Source organism: Aeromonas sp. MTB, assembly GCF_056632455.1.
Genome location: NZ_CP147026.1, coordinates 3,264,404 through 3,281,068 on the forward strand (window position 1 = coordinate 3,264,404; position 16,665 = coordinate 3,281,068).

The 16,665-nt window shown below is 58.0% G+C and carries 13 protein-coding genes and 1 tRNA gene; 9 read left to right on the top strand and 5 right to left on the bottom strand.

Annotation, left to right across the window (positions count from 1 at the left end):
* Positions 1-27: 27 nt before the first annotated feature.
* The 4 genes from exeK to exeN all read left to right on the top strand — a co-directional run bounded on the left by exeK (position 28) and on the right by exeN (position 3,588).
* Positions 28-1,029, top strand: coding sequence for a GspK family T2SS minor pseudopilin variant ExeK (gene exeK, locus WBR25_RS14875; RefSeq protein WP_479748462.1), 1,002 nt, complete (start codon positions 28-30; stop codon positions 1,027-1,029).
* 122 nt (positions 1,030-1,151) lie between these two features.
* A complete protein-coding gene (exeL, locus tag WBR25_RS14880) occupies positions 1,152-2,336 on the top strand; it encodes a GspL family type II secretion system protein ExeL (RefSeq protein ID WP_479748464.1) in 1,185 nt (394 codons plus the stop codon).
* A complete protein-coding gene (gene exeM, locus WBR25_RS14885; RefSeq protein ID WP_042083641.1) occupies positions 2,333-2,824 on the top strand; it encodes a GspM family type II secretion system protein ExeM in 492 nt (163 codons plus the stop codon). Before exeL ends, exeM begins: the two co-directional genes overlap by 4 nt.
* The gene (gene exeN, locus WBR25_RS14890) at positions 2,821-3,588 is read left to right on the top strand and encodes a GspN family type II secretion system protein ExeN (protein ID WP_479748467.1); all 768 of its coding nucleotides are present in this window, start codon (positions 2,821-2,823) and stop codon (positions 3,586-3,588) included. Before exeM ends, exeN begins: the two co-directional genes overlap by 4 nt.
* Positions 3,589-3,710: 122 nt before the next feature.
* Here the strand turns inward: exeN and WBR25_RS14895 are convergent.
* Positions 3,711-3,798 (bottom strand) — tRNA-Ser (locus tag WBR25_RS14895).
* A 208-nt stretch (positions 3,799-4,006) separates the two neighbouring features.
* Here WBR25_RS14895 and WBR25_RS14900 point away from each other — a divergent pair.
* The 3 genes from WBR25_RS14900 (at position 4,007) to WBR25_RS14910 (ending at position 7,441) form a co-directional block, all read left to right on the top strand.
* Positions 4,007-4,663 (top strand): Bax inhibitor-1/YccA family protein, encoded by a 657-nt coding sequence (locus WBR25_RS14900; protein WP_479748468.1) that lies wholly within the window; start codon positions 4,007-4,009, stop codon positions 4,661-4,663.
* Positions 4,664-4,912: 249 nt separating this feature from the next.
* Complete coding sequence (gene yccS / locus WBR25_RS14905; RefSeq protein WP_100654251.1) at positions 4,913-7,066, top strand: YccS family putative transporter; 2,154 nt, start codon at positions 4,913-4,915, stop codon at positions 7,064-7,066.
* A 24-nt stretch (positions 7,067-7,090) separates the two neighbouring features.
* Complete coding sequence (locus WBR25_RS14910) at positions 7,091-7,441, top strand: TusE/DsrC/DsvC family sulfur relay protein (RefSeq protein WP_159158416.1); 351 nt, start codon at positions 7,091-7,093, stop codon at positions 7,439-7,441.
* Positions 7,442-7,554: 113 nt separating this feature from the next.
* Here the strand turns inward: WBR25_RS14910 and WBR25_RS14915 are convergent, their stop codons facing one another.
* From WBR25_RS14915 to WBR25_RS14925, 3 genes are all read right to left on the bottom strand, one after another.
* A complete protein-coding gene (locus WBR25_RS14915; protein WP_479748470.1) occupies positions 7,555-8,469 on the bottom strand; it encodes a Gfo/Idh/MocA family protein in 915 nt (304 codons plus the stop codon).
* 128 nt (positions 8,470-8,597) lie between these two features.
* Positions 8,598-8,849: a hypothetical protein gene (locus WBR25_RS14920; protein WP_479748472.1), complete on the bottom strand. Its 252-nt coding sequence runs from the start codon at positions 8,847-8,849 to the stop codon at positions 8,598-8,600.
* Positions 8,850-9,083: 234 nt separating this feature from the next.
* On the bottom strand, positions 9,084-10,034 hold the full coding sequence (locus WBR25_RS14925) for a transposase (protein WP_479748474.1): 951 nt from the start codon (positions 10,032-10,034) through the stop codon (positions 9,084-9,086).
* 411 nt (positions 10,035-10,445) lie between these two features.
* Here WBR25_RS14925 and WBR25_RS14930 point away from each other — a divergent pair, with 411 nt between their 5' ends.
* Both WBR25_RS14930 and WBR25_RS14935 read left to right on the top strand, forming a co-directional pair.
* Positions 10,446-11,945: a histidine-type phosphatase gene (locus tag WBR25_RS14930; protein WP_479748476.1), complete on the top strand. Its 1,500-nt coding sequence runs from the start codon at positions 10,446-10,448 to the stop codon at positions 11,943-11,945.
* A gap of 398 nt (positions 11,946-12,343) precedes the next feature.
* Positions 12,344-14,077, top strand: a complete 1,734-nt coding sequence (locus WBR25_RS14935; protein WP_429193757.1) for a DUF262 domain-containing protein — start codon at positions 12,344-12,346, stop codon at positions 14,075-14,077.
* A 76-nt stretch (positions 14,078-14,153) separates the two neighbouring features.
* On the opposite strand, the gene WBR25_RS14940 is transcribed toward WBR25_RS14935, so the two are convergent.
* A complete protein-coding gene (locus WBR25_RS14940; RefSeq protein ID WP_479748477.1) occupies positions 14,154-16,517 on the bottom strand; it encodes a YgiQ family radical SAM protein in 2,364 nt (787 codons plus the stop codon).
* Between the last annotated feature and the right edge of the window lie 148 nt (positions 16,518-16,665).

Sequence of the window (16,665 nt, forward strand, 5' to 3'; positions counted from 1 at the left end):
GTGACAGCCAGAACGGAGGGGGCGCCAATGCGGGCTAATCTCGCCGCACCCGATCGCCAGCGCGGTATGGCGTTGCTGGTGGTGCTGCTGATCCTCTCGGTAATGGTGATCATCGCCAGCAATATGAGCGGCCGCCTGCAGCTTGAGCTGCGCCGCACCGCCAACATCACCACAGGCAAACAGGCGTGGTGGTATGCCCTCTCGGCAGAGGCGCTGGTGAGCAAGGTGCTGACGCAGGATTTCAAGGACAATCCCGAGGTGGTCAACCTCAGCCAGAACTGGGCCCGCAAGAACACTGTCTTTCCGGTGGACGATGGCCAGCTCAAGGGCGAGGTGACCGACCTGCAATCCTGCTTCAACCTCAACAGCCTGAGCGTGGCCTCCAAGGCGGGGAGCGGCGAGGAGCTGGCGCAGCAGCCCTATCCGGTGCAGGTGTTTCGCGAACTGCTCAAGCAGCTGGCGATGGATGATTACGAGGCGGCCCAGCTCACCGACGCCATCCGTGACTGGACTGACAAGGATACGGTGCTGGTCTCCAGCCTTGGCGCAGAGGACGCCTATTACGAGGGGCTCAAGCCACCCTATCTGACCGCCAACCAGTGGATGCTGGGCAAGGATGAGCTGAGGGCGGTGCGCGGGGTGACGGCCAGGGTCTATGCCAAACTGGCCCCCTATGTCTGCACCCTGCCCAGCGACAAGTTGAAGATCAATATCAATACCCTTGCCCCCGAGCGCCCCGAGCTGCTGGTTGCCCTTTATCTGGGCACTATCGGGCTGGATGACGCCAAGCGAGTGCTGAACGAGCGGCCACAGAAGGGGTGGAAAGAGAGCAAGCTGATGACAGACATGCTCGCTCCGGTCGATGCGGTGAAAGGGCTGAAAGAGGCGCTGGTGGTCAAGAGCGACTTCTTCGAAGCCCGAGTCGTGGCCGAGGTCGGCGATAACCGGGCCTGGCTCGAAACCCTGTTCCAGCGGGGCAAGGACAATAAACTGGTGATGCTGCGCCGGCTCAGTAGCGGCGCCGAATAAACAGCGCACCTGCAGGCCATCGCCTGCGGGTACGAGAGATGTTGGATGCAGCCTGCGGGCTGCGCACCGGTTGCCAGGGCGCACAACGCCCTTTGCAAACCGGTATCGCAGGAGAGAGATGCGTGAGCGAAAGTCTGGTCATCCGACTGGGGACCAATAAACAACAACCCGTGGCCTGGCTGGTCTGGTCCGGTCAGGAGCAGGAGATCATCGCCTCCGGCACCCTGCCTTCGGCCGATGCCCTGGGCGAGCTGCAGGAGCGGGCCGGTGGCCGCCCCGTGGTCACGCTAGTGCCGGGCAGCGATCTGATCTTCCGGCGCGTCACCCTGCCGGGTCGCTACAACCGCCAGTCGGCGGCGGCCCTCCCCTACCTGCTGGAGGAGCAGATCGCCTCCGACGTGGACGAGCTCCATCTGGTGGTGCTGGCCCACGAAGGGCAACAGGTCGACCTGATGGCGGTGGATCGGCAGAAGATGGGCGAGTGGCTCGGCTGGCTCGATGCCGCTGGCCTCAAGAGCCTGCAACTGCTGCCCGATGTGCTGGCGCTGCCACAGGCCGCTGATGGCTGGTCTGCGCTGCAACTCGGCAATGAGTGGCTGGTACGCCAGGGGCCCTGTCAGGGGATCGTCGCCGACGAACCGCTGCTGGCCATCTTGCTGGCAACCGAAGTCGAGCCAGTCACCATCCACAGCCACACCCCGGTGCCCGCCATTGCAGCCGCCAACTGGCAGGCGGCGGAGCCCGAGCTGCCCATGCTGCTGCTGGCCAAGGGGGCCCTCACCTGCCGCGCCAACCTGCTGACCGGCTCCTACCGGCCGCAGACCGAATATGCCCGCTACTGGTTGCAGTGGCGCAAGGTAGCCATCACCGCGGGTCTGTTGCTGCTGGTGGCCCTCGGCCAGCGCGGGGTGCAACTCTATCAGCTCACCGAGCAGGACAAGGCGCTGAAAGCGGAGATCCGCGCCGTCTATACCCGCATCTTCCCGGGTGAGAGCCGCATCGTGAACGTGCGCAGCCAGATGACCCAGCATCTGCAACAGATGGGACAAGCCCCGCAAAACGGCGTACTGCTGATGCTCACCGAGCTGGCCCCCACCTTTGCCGAAGTACCCGGCCTCAAGCCGCAGGTGATGCGCTTTGATGCCAGTCGCCGCGAGCTGAGGCTGCAGGTGACCGCTCCCGGCTTTGCCGAGATCGAGCGGTTCCGTGAGCTGGCTGGCAAGCAATTCGAGGTACAGCAAGGCGAGGTGCGCAGCACCGAGGGCAAGGTAGAGGGCGCACTGGTGCTCAAGGGTAAATCATCATGATGGAAAAATTGCAGAGCTGGTGGCACGGCATCACCGCACGGGAACAGCGGCTGGTGGTCACGGGTGGCGTTCTGCTGCTGGTCGGTCTCTTCTACTGGAGCGTCTGGCAGCCCATAGCCAACCGCATCGCAGAGCGGGAGCGGCAGGTGCAGAACCAGCAGCAGACCCTCGCCTGGCTCAAGGAGAAGGGGGAAGAGGTGCTGGCCATGCAAGGGGGCTCGGGTCGCCAGATCGATACCAGCGGCACCCTGGAAGGGGTGGTCAACCGCACCGCCTTCAACCACAAGATCAAGATTGCCCGGCTGCAACCCCAGGCGCAGGAGCTGCAAGTGTGGATCGACACGGTCCAGTTCGATGACTTGCTGCTCTGGCTCTCCACTCTGGTGGAGCAGCACGGTATTCAGGTTCAAATCATCGAGATCGCCCGCGAGGATCTGGCCCCGGGTCTGGTCAAGGTCAGACGTTTGCAGTTGAGTCGTCCACAATGAAAAAACGCATCCTGATTGCCAGCCTGTTTCTGGCAGCCTACTTCGTCTTCCTGCTGGCGACCCTGCCCGCGGCGCTGGTGGCTCGCCATCTGCCGCTGCCTGCCAACATTGCCAACCTGCTGAAACTGGAAGGGGTGAGCGGCACCCTCTGGAGTGGCCAGATTGCCCGACTGCAATATGCCAGCGAATCGGTGAACCAGCTGCGCTGGGATCTCAACGGCTGGTCGCTGCTGCGCTTCGCCCCCGAAGTGGCCATACGCTTTGGCGATCGCAATGGCCTCAATGGTCAGGGCGTTGTCGGCTGGAATGGCTCCGCCTTCGGCCGTGACCTGACCCTTAACGCCCCCGCTCCCTGGTTGCTGAACCGGGTGCCGATGCGCCTGCCGATCCCGATCACCGTCACCGGCCAGCTGCAGCTCAAAGTGGAGCAGTTTGCCCAGGGCAACCCCTGGTGTGACAACCTCTATGGCAACCTCGACTGGTACAACGCCAGCGCCGATACCCCGGCGGGCAAGCTGGATCTGGCTGACCCCGAGCTGAAACTCACCTGCCTCGACTCCAAACTGGTGGCCGAACTCAAGCAGGGCTCCGATGCGGTGCAGACCATGGGTCGCCTCGAGCTGCAACCCAATGGCCAATACCTGTTCCAGGGCACCCTGAAGCCGGGCCCGGCACTGCCACCACAGATGCAGCAGGGGCTCCCCTTCCTCGGCCAGCCCGACAGTCAAGGCCGCTTCCCCCTGCGCTATCAGGGACGGATCTAAGCCACCATTCAACGTGAAAATGGCCCCGGGACAACCCGGGCCATTATTATCGTCTATGTCAGTTGAAATTCCGGATACAAAAAAGCCCAAGCGGGTGACCGCTTGGGCTTTCTCCTTGAATATGGCGGAGGAGGTGGGATTTGAACCCACGGATGGTCGCCCATCGCCGGTTTTCAAGACCGGTGCATTCAGCCGCTCTGCCACCCCTCCGAACGGCGTGCATACTACGCTAAGCCCTTGTTCATATGCAATACATATTTCCTGTGGGATAGTGTGCGGGAGCAAAATGGCAGGTGGCTTGAAATTGTTCCTCGTCATCCCTATTTGTTCTACATACAATGCGTAAACATGCAGTAACAAACAGCGATCACGAGGCGGCTGCTCGCCGTCTCACCCGGACATCAAGAGGACACCCAAGATGGATACCCGTTCTATCTACACTGGCACCCAAAGTGCCGTACGCGATACCAACAAGGTGCTGCGTAACACCTATATGCTGCTCTCCCTCACTCTGGGCTTCTCTGCCGTGGTGGCGGGGGTCGCTACCATGATGAACATGCCGCCGCTGCACTGGGCCGTGTTCCTGATCGGTGTCTACGGTCTGATGTTCCTGACCGAGAAGAATCGCAACAACGGCATGGGGCTGGTCTTCACCTTCGCCCTGACCGGTCTGCTGGGCTATAGCCTGGGCCCCATCATCAACATGTACATGAACAATGGTGGTGGCGAGATCGTGATGACCGCCCTTGGCGGCACCGCGCTCACCTTCTTCGGTCTGTCGGCCTATGCCCTGACCACCAAGCGTGACCTCTCTTTCATCGGCGGCATGCTGTTCGTCGGTTTCTGGGTACTGCTGGTGGCCATGATTGCCAACATCTTCCTGCAGATGAGCGCCCTGAGCCTGGCTCTGTCCGCCATGTTCATGCTCTTCTCCTCCGGGGCCATCCTGCTGACTACCCAGCAGATCGTGCGCGGCGGCGAGACCAACTACATCTCCGCCACCGTCACCCTGTATGTCTCCATCTACAACATCTTCCTGAGCTTGCTGAGCCTGCTTGGCGGCAACCGCAACTAATCAGAAACCCCGCTTCGGCGGGGTTTTTATTGGCGCCGATTTTTGTCAGGATAAGTTGTAAATCAAGGATATGAAGCGAAGTGGCCCTGATTTGGATCAGGGCCACTTCGCGCTTGGCGGGTTACTATCTCGCTCTCGTTTCGATCAAGGGTTTCACCTGTCTCATGCCGATGGATCTCTCTGGCCTGCTGCGCCGACTGCTGACTGATAGTCACATCGATTTTGCTTCGCTCAAGGGTGGTGCCTAGCATGCCCATGGAATTCTCCGGTTTGTTACGCCGACTGCTGACCGATAGTCACATCTACTTCGCCCTCAAGGTGCTGCTGGCCATTCTCGGTCTGCTCGCCTTCACCCTGGCCACCGGCAATATCCAGCTCACCGTGCTGCTCTCCCTCGGGGTCGTGGCGGGCGCCATCGCCGAAACCGACGACAGCCTGTGGGGACGGCTCAAAAACCTCGCCATGACGCTCATCTGCTTCATGTTTGCGTCGCTGTGCGTGCAGTATCTCTACCCCACCCCCTGGCTGTTTGCCATCGGGCTCGCCAGCTCCACCTTTATCTTCGTGATGGTGGGGGCGCTCGGCGCCCGCTACGCCACCATCAGCTTCGGCTCGCTGCTGATCGCCATCTACACCATGCTGGGAGCCGCCAAGGCGCCGGATCTCTTCTACCAGCCGCTGGCACTCGGCGCCGGCGCCCTCTGGTACGGGCTGGTCTCGTTTATCTGGCTCTGGCTGCTGCCCTACAAGACCCTGCACGAGCAACTGGCCCAGAGCTACTTCGCCCTTGGCCGCTACCTGCTGGAAAAGTCCCGCTTCTTCCCGGCGGACGAGCACGGCGCCCAGGCCATTCGCCACAATCTGGCCCAGCTCAACATCAATCTGGTGAGCGCGCTGACCCTCACCAAATCGGCCCTCAACGCCCGCCTGAGCCGCCGCCATCCGGCGAGCCCCGAGCTTGCCAGCCTGCTGCGCCTCTACCTGCTGGCGCTGGAAATACACGAGCGCGCCACCTCCAGCCACTATCCCTACAGCCGACTGGAAGCTGAGCTCAAGCAGGGCATAGTACTGGAAGGATTTCAGGAGGTATTTCTGCAACTCTCCGAGGCGTGCCAGCGGCTCGGTTACGCCATTCTGGTGCACAAGCCCTACGCCCATAACAAGCGCATCCACTGGACGCTGGAGGCCCTTGGCGATCAGCTGGAGTTCACCAATCTCAAGCAGCACTACCCGAAAACTCTGCTGACGCCGATGAAGTTCCTGCGCCGCAATCTGGCCAGCATCAACCAGCTGCTCGGCAGCGCCGAAGTGCTGCAAAACCCCGAGCAGCCAGAGCAGGAGCTGCCCGCGCTGGCACGCCCGCCCCGCCTGCCGCTGCTGGCCCAGCTCAAGCAGCACCTCACCTTGCACTCCATGGTGTTTCGCCATGCGCTGCGTTTGTCACTCGGGCTGGTGATCGGCTACGGCATACTGCAAGCCTTTGATCTGGAAAAGGGCTACTGGATTTTGCTGACCGTGCTGTTTGTCTGCCAGCCCAGCTACAGCGCCACCCGCCGCCGACTGGTGCAGCGGATGCTCGGCACCTTCGCCGGCATACTGGTGGGCATTCCGGTGCTCTGGCTCTTCCCCGAGCTGCACGTTCAGCTGGTGGTGATGGGGCTGGCCGCTTTCCTCTTCTTTACCCAGGTGCGCAACAACTACAGCGCTGCGGTCTGCTTTATCACCCTCTACGTGCTGATGGCGTTCAACCTGCTCGATGGCATCGGCTTTGCGATCCTCGGGCCGCGGCTGCTCGATACCCTACTCGGCTGCCTGATCTCCTACGGGCTGGTGGCCTGGCTCTGGCCGGACTGGCAGTACAAGCGGCTGCCGACGCTTATCGCCAACTCGCTCTCGGCCAACGCCCGCTACCTCTCGGCGGTGCTGGCGAGTCTCAAGCAGCAGCGGGACGAGTCCATCGACTATCGGGTGGCACGCAAGAGCGCCCATCTGGCGGACAGCGAGCTGGCCACCGCCTGGCAGAGCATGCTGGTGGAGCCACAAAAGCGCCGCCGCTTCCTCGATCTCTGCTTTACCCTCACCTGGCGCAACCACGCCCTGCTCTCCTACATCTCGGCGCTGGGGGCCCATCGCGACAAACTGGAGGCCATCAGCGGGCTGGATGAGGTGCGCCACCACATCTGCCACACCCTGGAGCAGGCCGCCGGTCATCTGGCGGGCAACCCATCCAGCTCCATCGGTGGTCAGTGTCCGGTGATAAGTCCGGACAGCAGCGAGGAGCAGCTGATGCTGACCCAGCAGCTCAACCTGATCAGCGAGCTGGCGGATCAGCTGCTGCATCTGGCCAACGAGAGCCGGTTGCTCACCGGGGATCAAGGCGCTACCATGCCCGCCCAATCCTGATAGCCCCATTAGCGAGGAGCCCCCATGTCTGCGTCCGAAAAACATCAGCTGGAATTCAACGGCCAACTCATCGAGACCGATGCCAAGGGCTACCTGCTCAACAGCAACGACTGGAGCGAGGAGCTGGCGCTGGTGCTGGCCGCGCAGGAGGGGATCACGCTTGAGGACCCGCACTGGGAAGTGGTGCGCTTTGTGCGCGCCTTCTATCTGGAGTTCAACACCTCCCCCGCCATCCGCGCGCTGGTCAAGGCGATGGAGAAGCAGTACGGCCCCGAGAAGGGCAACAGCCGCTACCTCTACAAGCTGTTCCCGGAAGGCCCCGCCAAGCAGGCGACCAAGATTGGTGGCCTGCCCAAGCCGGTGAAGTGCATCTGATCCCATGCATCTCATCCCATAACAACGGGGGCCGCAACTGCGGCCCCCGTTGTGTTTGGTGCGCTATCTTTTCGCGCATCTCGTCTTCATATATCGCAGGCTTGCAGCCAGCCTTATCTCCGCTTGTCAGCCAGCGCCACCAACTGCTCCGCCAGCCGGTGGCCGTGCAGGTAGGAGGTAATCAGCTCGCTATCCGCTTTGCCGATTTCAATCTGCTGATACCAGTGCACCAGCATGGCGGCAAAGCCGCGCTGGGCCAGCACCGGCTGCCAGTCGCTGGGGCTAAGCATCTGCGCCTGCTTGTCGCGGGCGATGATGCCGCGGGTGCAGTTCTCAAGGTGCAGTGAGAGGTTGTCGCCGTAGGCATCGATGCGCTCCTCGGTGATCCCGGCGCTGCGGTTCATGCTGCCGCTGATGGCGCGATCCCCACTCTGCCAGCTGACGCTGACCCCGGCCAACAGGCTGCGGTCCTTCGTATCCGGTCGCAATACCGCATGAAAGTCGCTGCCCGGCACGCCGCCATAGAAGCAGAGGCTGTCGAGCACATGGATAAAGTCGTCGAACATAAAATCCCGCGCCTTGCCCGGCAGAGCAAAGCGGTGTTTCTGCCAGTTCAGCTCGGTGAGCGGCTGGGCCCGCGCCGCGGCCATGACGGGCAGATAGCGGCGGTTAAAGCCGGTAAAGAGGGCGCAATCTTGCGCGATAGCGAGGTTGGCCAGCGCTTCTGCCTCGGCCAGATTGTCGCACAGGGGCTTGTCGACAAAGGTGGGGATGCCGGCACGCAGGCACTGCTCGGCCAGCTCGCGGTGAACGGCGGTAGCGGCGTGGATCATCACGGCATCGGGGCGACTGGCCAGCATGGCCGCCACATCGGTAAAGCACTCGGCGATCCGGTACTGGCGGGCGAGTTTCTCCAGCACCGCAGGATTGCGGGTGCAGAGCAGCGGGGTGATCCGCTCGTCGCTCGCCAGCAGCGGCAGATAGGCTTTCTGGGCGATATCCCCCAGACCAATCATGGCAATGCGCATCTCAACTCCTTTTCACTCGATAACGGGACAAGCGGATAACTGCCCGCACCATCGCAGGATTTGTCCCGCAGATCCAGCCTGCCGTTGGCGCGCTGGCTGGCGTGTGCAGCTCTCGGCAAACGGCGATGTTATCCAGGCATGGCAAGATCGCAGACCGACTTGATCACCTCGGCCAGCCACTCGATGGCGAGATTGCCTTGGCTTTTGCGGTGTCTGCCGACCACCACCTCGAACGGCTGCGGCGCCCCGGCCAGTTCCAGTACACGAAAATCGCCGAGGGCGGCGATGGCCGACGGAATGCAAGCCGCCACGTCATTGACCGACATAAAGGCTTGCAGCGAGGTGTAACAGGGGAGCGTCGCAGAATCAAATTGGGACACCCACCTTTTTGAGCAAGCCACATCAAATTGGGACACCCACCTTTTGCCCACCTTTTGGAGCAAGCCACTATTAGGCTACTTGCAGGCCCAATAAGGGGTGTGTATCCGAGCTGATGCCTGCAAAAGTAGGCTGGTGGGAGAGATTGTCAGGTTTAGAAAGCAACAGCCCCTGCACAGCCATTTATTGGACTATGTGCAATACCCGGAGCTATCAGCAGGGTGGATACAAAGCTATCACAGCCTTGGTTGATGGCATCGTCGCTGGCCACAGTGGCGGGCAAACTGCTGACATTGATATCTGTCTCCCACCACTCTGATCCCTTGTCGCCTGAACAGCGCCACCTGCTTCAACCAGCGAACAGCATCGAGCCCCAATCGTTCCAGAATGGGTCCAAATTGGGCCGGAATATGACCCCGCTTGTCGGGCCGAATAGCACGACCAGTCCAATCAACCAGCATCAGGTAGTCGCTGAAGGCATAAGGCAGCTCTTCAGGCTTACCCTGGCGGGCAAACGGCAGCAAAAGTGGTGGCAAAACCTCAGTAGTAGCAGGCGCGTCAAGGCGCTGTTTGATACTGGTGTATTCACTCTGCTCTGGCCGATCGGTCAACGCAGCTCGTATCGGATTGAGGTCAACATACGCCATACAGGCCAATAAGGCGGATTCGGTGAGCAAAGCCTGACTCTTGAAGCGCCCCTCCCAGAAATGGCCCTTGCAACCATCTTCCTGATTGGCCTGACGGGCCAGATTTTCATTGAGTAGCCGAATAAACCAACTTATGGAGTGAAGCCGCTCCCGCCATTGGGCCAGCAATTGCTGCACGACAGCCAGCTCAGGCTCGATCAACATCTCCCCCTGATACCAGCGCCTGACCAAATGCGGCCACTGGAATAGCGCCGCCCAGCGCTCAGCCACCTCCCGCTCACTCCAGTTGGCTGCGGTATCGGGCTCCACCTTGAGCACCAGATGATAATGATTGCTCATCACCGCATAAGCACAAATGCCAATTGCAAACAGCCGCGATAGTTGCCCCAACTTGTCGACCACCCACTGACGCCGATGCTCATAACTCTGGCCAGAATGGGCATCGTCACCACACAGAAAGGCTCGCCGCACACAGCGGCTGACCACATGGTAGTAAGGCGTATCCTGCAAGCTGATTTGACGTGAACGGGCAATGGTCATGGCACATCCCTCAACGGTGACCTCTTAAGTCAAGAACAGCCCTACGCCACCGTCAAAAAGGTGGGTGTCCCGAAAAAATGGTGACCCATACCCGCATGTTCGATGCCTTATTGGCGTGGTATTGAGCAACCCTTAATTGGCAACCTTTAATTGCCCCCCTTTGGATCAAGATGACGGGGCAGGAGGTAAGACAATAAGCCCCCATCCCAAACGCGCTCACTGACCACTCAGCCGTGACCGGCGCAGTGGTTAGTTGAGCCTCTATTGCCCTCCCTATAGCCATCCTCTATCCCTCCCCTTGCTTACTGCTTTATCAGAAGTCATCAGCCTGTCATCTGGCTGACATCCCACGGTCATTTTCAAACCATAAAGTTTTTCACTTATTTTTCATATGGATAGATAAGGAACATCATGACTTTCCCGCGCTCTTCTTATGTGGCTGTGGCCGTCTCGCTGGTCTTGCTTGGTGGCTGCCAGTCAGAGAATGAATCATCTGCCGACAGCCAGGGCAAAACCGCCTACCAATACAGTACCAAAGCGGTCTACAGCCCGCAGCAGCAGGCGGAGAGCTACGAGCCAGCGCCACAGGGGTTCAGCCCGGTCTTTACCGAGATGGTGGCGCGCCACGGCTCGCGCTCCCTCTCCAGCCCTAAATATGACGTGCTGACCAAGCTGGTATGGGAAGAGGCGCAGCGTCAGGGGGCGCTTACTACCCTCGGGCAGGGGCTGGGAGGCAAGGTCGATCTGGTGACGGCCGCCAACCAGAAACTGGGCTACGGCCTGCTCTCGGCGCTGGGCAAGGAGGAGCACGCCAATCTCGCCACCCGGCTGGCGGCGCGGCTGCCGACCCTGCTCAACAGCAGCGAGCCCCACTGCATCAAGGTGGTCACCTCGGGCAAAGACAGGGCCAACGAAAGCGCCTTCTACTTTATGGAGAGCCTCAAGCGCGACGTGAACTATGTCAGCGACTCGGCGCAGTGCTACCTCACGCAGGATGACCCCTCGAAGATCGACAAAAAGCTGGTCAACAAGTTCGAGCTCTACTTCCACAAGACCACCCCCGAGGGGGATTACGCCCGCTACCTGCCCGCCTATGAGAGCTACCAGCGCTTTATCGGCGACGAAGATGCAGGAATCGCCCCGGCCCCCGAGCTGGCCAGGGCGCTGGATCAGCTTAAAAACCTGAGCAAGACCAAAGAGATGGCTCGCAGCATGCTGGAGCGTATCTACAGCAAGGGCTTTGTCGACTATCTGGCGGGCGGCGTCGAGTTTGTCGCCGTCAACCCGGAAGATGGCGGCATGACCTATGTGCGCGACGAGGTGGATGCTGCCCTGATGCTCTACAACCTCTTTATCATCGGCCCCGGCATGATCCGCGAAGCGCAGGCACAGGGCAGCGAGCCCTGGGCGCTGGAGCAGTTCCTCACCCCGGAAGAGTCTGCCTGGTTCTCCTACCTCTCCGATGCGGAAGATTTCTACGAAAAGGGGCCGAGCTTTGCCAACCAGGGCGCCCCCTACGCCATTGCCCAGCCGCTGCTCGACGGCCTGTTTGGCGAAGTGCAGCGTCAGGTGGTGGAGGGCGAGCAGAGCCGACGGGCCACCCTGCGCTTTGCCCACGCCGAAGCCATTATCCCCCTCGCCGCCCTGATGAAGCTGGAAGGGAGCCGTCAGGGGGCCAGCCCGGATCAGCTGTTCAGCCAGCAGAACAACGAGTGGCGCGGCGGCTGGGTCTCCCCCTATACCGCCAATATTCAGTGGGATATCTACCAGAACGGGCAGCGGCAGGTGCTGGTCAAGATGCTCTACAACGAAAAGGAGATCGCCTTTAAAACGGGCTGCCAACCCTACCAAAGCGGCAGCCACTACTACGACTTCGAGGAGCTCAAGCGCTGCTACGGCTATAACGGCTAACCCTTCGCGAGCCGGATATAGCAATCACCAGGGGCGACCATCATGTCGCCCCAATTCACTCCCTTCCCTGCTGGCCAAAGCGGGATATGGCTATAAAGCCGCCTTCCGGCTCCATTTGCTGATCCAGTTCAAAAAACGATTAATTTCTGATAGTTAAGTCATTTTAAGGCTCGCCTCGGCAGTTTCGTTTGGCTTACCATAGCCATCCAGAACCTGTTGAGCTGTGATGGGTTGCTGCCAGCGCGGGTCAAGGGAGCATTTTGGAATGCTGTAATCCACTGGCGGTAGCGTAAGATTCGGAGGCGTTATGCCTCACTCGGAAAGGTGGGGATACCAGATTCCGCCGATCCAAGATTTATTACTAATTCATAAAATTCTAATTATTGAGTGATTCATTTATGCATTTTCAAGCTGATCCAGTAACAATTAACGCCTTATTATCTGTCAATAAGCAGTATTTCATACCTAGATATCAGAGAGATTTTTCATGGACTAAAGAAAACATTGATGAATTATGGTCAGATCTAACAAACAACATTCATATAACTAACGATGAGTTCACATGTGAAGAATATTTCTTAGGTACTTTAGTACTTGCTGGTCGCGAAGAAGACTTTGAGGTTGAAGTTGTAGATGGTCAACAAAGACTAACTGTTATAACGATGTTTATATCTGCAATTTGCAGAGCGCTTAATGGAATCGGTCCAGAGGGGGCGGCGCAAGTAACATTTAGTACATATATAAAAGCTATTGATAGGCGAAGAGGCGTATTTCCTAAATTAGATAAGAGATCACAGTCAAATTACTTTGCACTTACAATTCAAGATTTAGATATTCATCAGGCTGAAATTCAATCCGAGGAGGATGAATTAGTAAGGGCCGCATTTACGCAGATCAGCAGACTAGTTTCTAGGCAATCTTTAAGAAAAACCCTGACTAATTCAACCGTAGAAATTAGCGATGAACAATACTCTACACTATTAAGCACATTGCTCGACTTTATTCTAGACCACTTAAAAGTAATCAGGGTCAACGTATTAAACAGCGATGATGCATACACTATATTTGAAATACTAAATGCTAGAGGAATTAATCTTAGCCCAATAGATTTAATTAAGAATAAAGTATTACAAGAGTGGAATGGAACTTACCCTATTGATTTTGCAAAAACCAAATGGAATGATATCACAAGAATATTATCTTCTAGAGAGTCACGTGTTAGTTTGGATGAATATTCCATCAATCAATGGACAACAAAGTTTGCATACACGAGCAAACGAAATCTCTATAAAGCATTTAAAAAACAATTTGATGTAGGTGCATTTACTGCTGATGGATATTTATCTGAATTGCATTCAGATTGCCTGACATATGTAAAACTATCTTCTCCACTATTGACTGATTGGCCGCAAGCCGATCAGAGAAGCATATTCAACTCTCTCAATGCCTTAACTATTTTTAATGTAAGCATTATGAGGTCTTTTTTGCTTGCTTTATTTAAAGTAAGATCACGAGGCTTGATAAAGCAACGAAGATTAATTCACACATTAAACAGGATAGAAAATTTCCATTTTATGTTTAATGCAATTTGTAGTTTGCGCCCATCAGGAATAGAAGGTATATATGCAAAAAATGCTAGAAACCTAACCTACGCCCAAAATGCTCGTGAATGCAATGATATCATTAATAATGTAATTCGCACCTTAGAACAAAAAAGACCCACAAAAGAAAGTTTTATTAACAAATTCTCAGAGCTTCAATTTCTTAACAATAACACAAGCAATAAAAAACTAATTCAGTATATATTTGCAAAAATAGAAAGAAGATTGCAAGCCACCAACGAATTTGAACCAAGCGACCTGTCCTTAGAACATATTGCGAACCAATCTAACCAGACTATTCCACAAAAAATAATTGGTTCTATTGGTAATTTACTCCCCATGGGAGAGAGTATTAATGGAAATGCGTCTACCGCCGCTTTTCCTGCCAAAAAGAGAATATACCAAAATTCTAACTACCGAATAGTACAAGTCTTCCTAGAGGAAAATACTCAAGATGAGTGGAATGAAGATTTAATTAATGCAAGAACTACTTCACTTGCTGAAAATGCATATGACTGCATTTGGCGATAATTATTAGGAAGATTTCTTTAATAAAGGCGACCATCTGGTCGCCTTTTTATTTCTATCGCTTTCCAATCAGGAAGTATTACCGCGCCGGTCGCTTGGCACCATTCCCTTTAGCCGCAGGCTTGCCGCCTTGAGCAGCGGGTTTGGCACCCGGCTTGGCAGAGCCTGCGCGGGTCGGCGCCTTGCCCTTATGGGCAGGTTTTCCGGCAGGTTTACTTTTACCCGCATTCTGGCCCGCACTCTTGCCTTCGCCCTGTGCGGCCGGTTTGCCATTAGCCGCCCCTTTCTGCAGTTGGGAACCCACCGGCTTGCCGCCTGTCGGCTTGCTGCCCGCGCCGTTGCCACGCTGGTGACTGATGTTGCTGTGACGGGTCAAGGCCGGTTTCATCCCTTTGCCGCTGGCGGCGCGCTCGTTGCGCCCTTCCGCAGGCACCAGACAACCCGGGCCATTGCCAATCAGGTGGCCCTTGCCCATGGCGAGCAATGCTTCGCGGATCATCGGCCAGCCAGCGGGATCGTGGTAGCGCAGCAGCGCCTTGTGCAGGCGGCGACGGCGCTCGCCCTTGGCGACAAACACATCGCCACTGGTTCGGCTCACCTTGTTTAACGGGTTTTTCTCCGTGTAATACATGGTGGTGGCGTTGGCGAGCGGCGACGGATAGAAGTTCTGTACCTGATCGAGCTTGAAGCGGTTCTCTTTGACCCAGAGCGCCAGATTGATCATGTCTTCATCCGTGGTGCCCGGGTGGGCGGAGATGAAGTAGGGGATCAGGTACTGCTGCTTGCCCGCCTCTTTGGAGTATTTGTCGAACAGCTCCTTGAACTGGTAGTAGCTGCCCATGCCCGGCTTCATCATCTTGGAGAGCGGCCCCTCTTCGGTGTGTTCCGGCGCGATCTTGAGGTAGCCGCCGACGTGGTACTTGGCCAGCTCCTTGATATAGCGGGGATCTTCGACCGCGATGTCGTAACGCACGCCGGAGGCGATGAGGATCTTCTTGATCCCCTTGAGGTCGCGCGCCTTGCGATAGAGGTTGATGGTCGGGCTGTGGTCGGTGTCCATGTGCGGGCAGATGGTGGGCCAGACACAGGAGGCGCGACGGCAGGTCTGCTCGGCCTTGGGGCTCTTGCAGCGCAGCTTGTACATGTTGGCGGTGGGGCCGCCGAGATCCGAGATGACGCCGGTAAAGCCCGGCACCTTGTCGCGGATATCTTCGATTTCTTTCAAGATCGACTCTTCCGAGCGGCTCTGGATGATGCGCCCTTCGTGCTCGGTGATGGAGCAGAAGGAGCAGCCGCCAAAGCAGCCGCGCATGATGTTGACCGAGGTCTTGATCATCTCAAAGGCCGGGATCTTCTCGTTGCCATAGGCCGGGTGCGGCACCCGCTGGTAGGGCAGGCCGAATACGCCGTCCATCTCCTCGGTTTCCAGCGGGAAGGCGGGCGGGTTGACCCAGACGATGCGATCGCCGTGGGCCTGCGACAGGGCGCGGGCACAGCCGGGGTTGGTCTCGTGGTGCAGAATGCGCGAGGCGTGGGCGTAGAGCACCTTGTCCTCTTTCACCCGCTCGAACGCCGGCAGCTTCACATAGGTTTTTTCCCACGGCTTGGGCTTGGGCGGCTGCACCAGCACAGGCTGGGCTTCCTGCGCGGCAGGGGCCGCGTCGGTGGCGTCGTCCGAGCATGGGGCCCCTTCCATATAGGGGTTCATGATGGGATCGATGCGGCCAATCTGGTCGAGCTTGCTCGAATCCACCCCTTTCCAGCCCGGCAGCGGCTCCTTGCGGATAACGGCAGTGCCGCGAATATCCTGCATGGTGTCGATGGTCTCCCCCGCTGCGATGCGGTGAGCCACTTCCACCAGCGGCCGCTCGGCGTTGCCGTAGATGAGGATATCGGCCTTGGCATCGAGCAGGATGGAGCGGCGGATGGTCTCGGACCAGTAGTCGTAGTGGGCGATACGGCGTAAGGAAGCTTCGATGCCGCCGATAACGACGGGCACCTCTTTGAACGCCTCCTTGCAGCGCTGGGTATAGACCAGGGTGGCGCGATCCGGCCGCTTGCCGCCCACATCCCCCGGGGTGTAGGCGTCGTCGTGGCGCAGCTTCTTGTCAGAGGTGTAGCGGTTGATCATGGAGTCCATGTTGCCCGCGGTCACCCCAAAGAAGAGGTTCGGTTTGCCCAGACGCATAAAGTCATCCTTCGATGACCAGTCCGGCTGGGCGATGATGCCGACCCGAAAGCCCTGCGCCTCCAGCATGCGGCCGATGACCGCCATGCCAAAGCTCGGGTGATCCACGTAGGCATCCCCCGTCACCAGAATGACGTCGCAGCTGTCCCAACCGAGCTTGTCCATCTCTTTGCGGGACATGGGCAGGAAGGGCGCCGTGCCGTAGCACTCGGCCCAATAGCGGGGATAGGAGAAAAGGTTGGGTACCGGCTGCATTTTAACCACCTGGAACAATTCGGGTCGCGCATTATACCGGTTGCGGCCAAGGGGAGCGATGGCTTTTTGTCCCTATAGATCCCGCGGAATAGGCCGCCGCCCGCAATAGCAAGGGCGCCCGCAGGCGCCCTTGTGATGATGGAGGCTG